At 47.5% G+C, this 4,259-nt stretch carries 2 protein-coding genes; both read right to left on the bottom strand.

Annotated features, from left to right (window positions below):
- The coding region (locus tag PLL47_RS14620; RefSeq protein WP_324447273.1) for a DEAD/DEAH box helicase at positions 1–2,808 on the bottom strand (2,808 nt) is incomplete at its 3' end.
- A 255-nt stretch (positions 2,809–3,063) separates the two neighbouring features.
- Positions 3,064–4,206 carry a PAS domain-containing sensor histidine kinase gene (locus PLL47_RS14615; protein WP_324447272.1) on the bottom strand — a complete coding sequence of 381 codons (1,143 nt, stop codon included), beginning with the start codon at positions 4,204–4,206 and terminating at the stop codon, positions 3,064–3,066.
- Between the last annotated feature and the right edge of the window lie 53 nt (positions 4,207–4,259).

Raw genomic sequence — 4,259 nt, 5'->3', positions numbered from 1 at the left:
CCTCATTTTCTCAATAACCCTTGACGCCGTTTCAGGTCCTATTCCCCTGCTGGCAAGCGCAATAACCGCCTTTTTCCCCTGCGCACGGACTATGCTTGCATTCCTGTAAACTCTCTGTATCCGTTTCTTTTCTTCAGGAGTAACTTTGAGGTTTTTGCCCTGCTTTTTGACAAGGTTGATTTCCTCTTCTTCCCAGGGCTTGAGGGCTGCAACCATCCTCGACTCGCAGACAGGGCAGACGATTTCTTCAGGCACACTTTTCACCTGGCGGTGGGAAGTCCATTTCTTGCAGTTCGTGCAGAAAAGAATGATTTTGTCGTTCATAATGCGTTCCTTAAGGGCAAGAACAATAGAACGGTCGGCTTTCTCCGGAGCTATGAGGTCTCTTTTCATGGCAAATCCGGCTGAACCGATAGGCGTCGGACCCGATACCTCGATGGAAATTTCGCCGGCTGCAATTTTTGTCAGAACTTCTTTTGCTCTCGGGACGTCAAGCATATCGTGGAAAATCTCGCGGACTACCTCATCGTACATGGAAGAGCCTTCGTAGATTTCAAGGAGCTTCTTCATGCTGATCCTGTCGTAGTCGATGTCCCGCGAAAGTGCACCGAACTTTCGGGCTACATGGACCATTTTCCATTTCATGAGTGTCGTGTTCTTCAGGGTCATTTCAATGATGGGCTCAACATGTTCCGGGCGCAGGGAAAGAAGCATATCCCTGATCTGCACAGGACCGACCCTGCGCGGGAGAGTCATCCTGATCCTGTACGGATCCACTTCCTGAGCTACACTGCTCCCGAAGCGGGCTGAAAGGAGAGAAGTCAGAACTCTTGCCAGCGTCCCATTTGTGTTGTGACCGAAACATGCGTTCATGGTCACAGCATCTCCTTCGTCTTCGATTACAATTGTATCTGCGTCCGGCAGCGGGAAATTTCCTTCAACGTGGTCCCGCAGGAGACGAATAACTTCAAGCACGGCTGCCTTTTCCACAGGGTATTTCCTCTGAAGCATTTCCGCAACAGCCTCATCATCAAGCCCTTCGAGAATGAGGGCTGCGGTTTCAGCCCTTAGTTTTCCAACGTCCTGGGCTACTTCGAAAGGAACAGGGATTTCTTCTCCCGTCCAGCTAGGAACTTCTCCCATGCCTTCAACCGGCTCGACCTTAATTCTGTCCCTGTTCGGCTCCCGTTCGCGGTCAGGCATCTCAATGACGCGCCACATATCACCTTTTGTAATAAAAACGGCTCCGGGTTCGGCAAAATTTACCACAAAAGCCTCGTCCAGCACCCCGATAGATTTTCCGCTCACGATATCGTAAATTTCGTATTTCTTTTCGTCCGGGATCATGGAGAGGTTGTCGTAATAATATTCCCGGCTCTTCTTGCGCCTTTTAAGCAGATTTGAATCTTTGTCATGCCAGACCAGTTTGTAGTCACCTATCTGGTCAACCACCCTCTGTAACTCTTCAATCCGCAAATCCTTGAATGTGTAAGTGCGTCTCAGAACCCTGAAAATCCTGTCTATCCCGATCTCCCCGAAGTCCATAACCATGCCTGCAATCTGGTTTGCCACAACATCAAGGGAATTTATGTGAGGGGAAATTGCTTCAACCCTGCCTTCAAGTGCAGCTTTTGTAATTGCCATGCTCTCTGCGGTATCGTCAGCTTCCATGGAAATTATTGTGCCGTGTGAGATTTCATGCAGCCTGTGGCCTGCTCTTCCCACTCTCTGGAGCAGCCTTGAAACCTGGCGGGGAGAGCCGTACTGAACCACCCGGTCAACGTTTCCGATATCTATTCCGAGTTCCATTGAAGATGTGCATATAAGGCCCCTGAGGGCTCCAGACTTGAATTCCTCTTCGGCTTCAACGCGGGCTTCGAAGGAGAGTGAGCCATGGTGGACTCCAATAGAGGCTCCGAGCTTTCGGAAACCTGCTGCAAGAGCTTCTGCACTCTGCCGCGTGTTCACAAAAATAAGAGTGGACTGGCTCTCTTCAACTATTTTCCTTATGCAGAGCAGATGCGAGGCAAATTCCGGTTCACAGCCTACCGTCCTTGCAATTTCCATGACCTCTTTTTCCCGGTCTGTTTCTTCTGCCGTACCTGATGCGGAAAGGTGAGGGCTGACCACATCGAATTCCAGCAATTTCAGAAGGGCAACTTCGATAACAGTAAAGTCCCGGTTTGCTCCTGCCAGAAACTTTGCAATCTCCCAGGGGTTTCCGACTGTTGCTGAAAGCCCTATCCTCTGGAACTCTCCTGAGATTTCCACAAGCCTCTCAAGCCCTACAGACAGCTGTGCTCCTCGTTTTGAGCCTGCAAGCTCATGGATTTCATCAATAACGACATGCGTTACGGTTTCAAGGTTCTGCCGCAGGCGTGAGCCCGTAAACATTGCCTGCAGGGTTTCAGGTGTGGTGATCAGCACGTCAGGCGGGTTTCTGGACTGGCGCTGCCTTTCGCTTTGAGGGGTATCTCCGTGCCTGACCTGGACTTTAATGTCAAGCATCTGCCCGAGAATCTCAATGCGGGAAAGCATATCCCTGTTAAGCGCCCGCAGGGGTGTGATATAAAGGGCAGAAATCCCGCTCCTCTTCTCCGGCTTTTTTTTCAGGATAGCATTAAAGACCGGCAGGACAGCAGATTCGGTCTTTCCAGACCCTGTGGGAGCTATCAGAAGAGTATGCTTGCCGTCCATTATATGAGGAAATGCCCTTTCCTGCGGCTCTGTGGGTTTCGTAAACCCCAGAGTGTTCAAAGCTTCCTGAATTTCAGGGTGAAAAGTGTTGAAGATGTTATTGAACGTCATTTTTCAAAAGCTCATTTTTGATGCTGTTGTAGCTGATTCTGCCTTAAAACCTCAGCAGGAAAAACTCTGAGTCTTTAGATTTAGAAAAGAACGTTCAACCTTAAATAGGTTCCAATCTGTGAAATACTTCACCTGTCAGCCTGCAGCTTCCGGGAAAGTGGATCTTCCCGCCTGCAGAGATAAATGATGAACTATCAACGCCAGGGGCTGGGGAAAACCATCCTGAAACTATACTGCATTAAAATCTGAAATTATTCATCCAGAGAAGTTAGCAGGTACCCCAACTCTGGCAGTACTATCTTTAAATAAATTATCCGGTTTTTCCGCATTATCCAGACCATTTACGGGAAGCTCAAATATGAAGGACGAACCTTTTCCCTGAACACTTGTAAACCATACCCTGCCATTATGCATTTCAACAAACTGTTTTACCAGAGCAAGCCCAAGACCAGTGCCTCCGTACTGCCGGTTCGTGCCCGAATCAATCTGTTTGAAAGGCTCAAAAAGGTATTTCTGGTCTTCAGGAGAAATTCCTATTCCCGTATCCGTGACAGAAAATACAGCTCTGTTTTCACTTTTTTTACAGCAGACAGAGACTTTGCCTCCTTCCGGGGTAAACTTGACAGCATTGCTTACAAGGTTACAAAGGATCTGGATAAGGCGGCTTCTGTCTGCCTGAATATCTCCACAATCCGGATCTATCTTAAATTCCATACCAAGGTTTTTAACCTGAGCAAGGGGAGCGATTGTGGATTTCACCTCATCGAAAAGCTGGTCAATAGAAAACTCGCTGTAGTGAAGCTCCATTTTTCCGGCTTCTACTTTTGAGAGATCAAGGATATCGTTTATTAGTTCAAGAAGGTGTTTTCCGCTGACAGAGATATTATTAACATATTTCAGCTGCTTTCCGTTGAGATCCCCAAAAACTTTATCGAGCAGGAGGTCCGAAAAACCAATAATGGAGTTAAGAGGCGTCCTAAGCTCGTGGCTCATATTGGTAAGGAACTCACTCTTTGTGCGGCTGGCAGCCTCAGCTTCCTGTTTTGCCCGGAGGAGGGTCTCTTCGGATCTCTTACGCTCGGACAGGTCAATGAAACATTCGACAAAATAATCTTTGTCCTCTATGGTTACCGGAGCCACACTCTTAAGGATAGGGATTACTTCCTTTTGAGCATTGATAATCTTTTTTTCGGACTTATCCACACTCAGTCCAAGATCGCTGATAGGACATTTTCCGACCTCAGCAGGACAGATAAATTGGTGGCATATATTTCCGACAATCTCTTCTTTTGATCTCCCGATCATATTAATTGCAATGGGGTTTACGTCAACTATTTTGTGGCCCGAGGCTTCGATTAATACTATTCCGCAAAGGCTTTTTTCCAGTAAAGCACTCAATCCTTACTTCCCATATTTTAAGCGCATAATTTTCATAATCTTTTTGAGTTCTC

This window comes from Methanosarcina sp. (genome assembly GCF_035390745.1).
In the GTDB taxonomy this organism is placed as follows: domain Archaea; phylum Halobacteriota; class Methanosarcinia; order Methanosarcinales; family Methanosarcinaceae; genus Methanosarcina.
This window is presented reverse-complemented; position numbering and strand designations above follow the sequence as displayed.